2 tRNA genes and 3 rRNA genes are annotated in these 1004 nt (G+C 49.2%); all 5 read right to left on the bottom strand.

The features are described from left to right. Nucleotides 1-384, bottom strand: a 23S ribosomal RNA gene (locus BMY11_RS28390); the annotation flags it as partial. Between the two features lie 130 nt (nucleotides 385-514). After that, a tRNA-Ala gene (locus tag BMY11_RS28385) sits at nucleotides 515-590 on the bottom strand. 15 nt (nucleotides 591-605) lie between these two features. After that, nucleotides 606-682, bottom strand: a tRNA-Ile gene (locus BMY11_RS28380). A 34-nt stretch (nucleotides 683-716) separates the two neighbouring features. Beyond that, nucleotides 717-833, bottom strand: a 5S ribosomal RNA gene (gene rrf, locus BMY11_RS28375). Nucleotides 834-950: 117 nt separating this feature from the next. Next, a 16S ribosomal RNA gene (locus BMY11_RS28370) occupies nucleotides 951-1004 on the bottom strand; the annotation flags it as partial.

Here is a 1004-nt window from a genome sequence, read left to right as displayed (position 1 = left end):
TACAGGGCTTTTACCTCTTCTAGCGGGCCTTTCCAGACCTCTTCGCCTAACCAACACCTTTGTAACTCCATGTGAGACGCCCTACAACCCCAAGGAGCAAGCTCCTTGGTTTGGGCTAATCCGCGTTCGCTCGCCGCTACTGACGGAATCACTATTGTTTTCTCTTCCTCAGGGTACTTAGATGTTTCAGTTCCCCTGGTCTGCCTCTACATAACCTATGTATTCAGTTATGAGTGACTGGACATTACTCCAGCCGGGTTTCCCCATTCGGACATCCCCGGATCAAAGCCTGCTTACGGCTCCCCGAGGCATTTCGTCGTTCGCCACGTCCTTCTTCGGCTCCTAGCGCCTAGGCATCCTCCGTGCGCTCTTAGTAGCTTAACCTAGTTGCAACTGTTAAGTTAGCAACCTAACTGCAATTGCGAAACAATTGACAGTATATTTCTCGTTAATCTCAGCTAAGAGATATTTCGCAAATTTCATATCCAGTTTTCAAGGTGCAAAGAAATGTTCATGGTGGAGCCAAGCGGGATCGAACCGCTGACCTCCTGCTTGCAAGGCAGGCGCTCTCCCAGCTGAGCTATGGCCCCGTAGGTAATAAAAAATGGTTGGCCTTAGTGGACTCGAACCACCGACCTCACCCTTATCAGGGGTGCGCTCTAACCAGCTGAGCTAAAGGCCATTATTATATGAAGTTTCAAGATCAAACTTCATCCGCTTGGCAACGTTCTACTCTTCCAGGACCCTGCGGTCCAAGTACCATCGACGCTGAAGGGCTTAACGGTCGTGTTCGAGATGGGTACGCGTGGTTCCCCTTCGCCATTATTACCAAACGGACGTTATTTGATTGTAGAAGGATTTATTCCTTCAAAACTGAACATGAGCGAACCTGTCGGTTTGTGCATCTTACGATGCTATCTGATCATCATCGTGATCAGGTATATCCTTAGAAAGGAGGTGATCCAGCCGCACCTTCCGATACGGCTACCTTGTTACGACTTCAC

Origin of the sequence: Paenibacillus sp. OV219 (assembly GCF_900110075.1) — a bacterium.
Lineage (GTDB): Bacteria > Bacillota > Bacilli > Paenibacillales > Paenibacillaceae > Paenibacillus_Z.
Note: the sequence above shows the minus strand (reverse complement) of the source record. Positions and strands in the feature narration are given on the sequence as shown.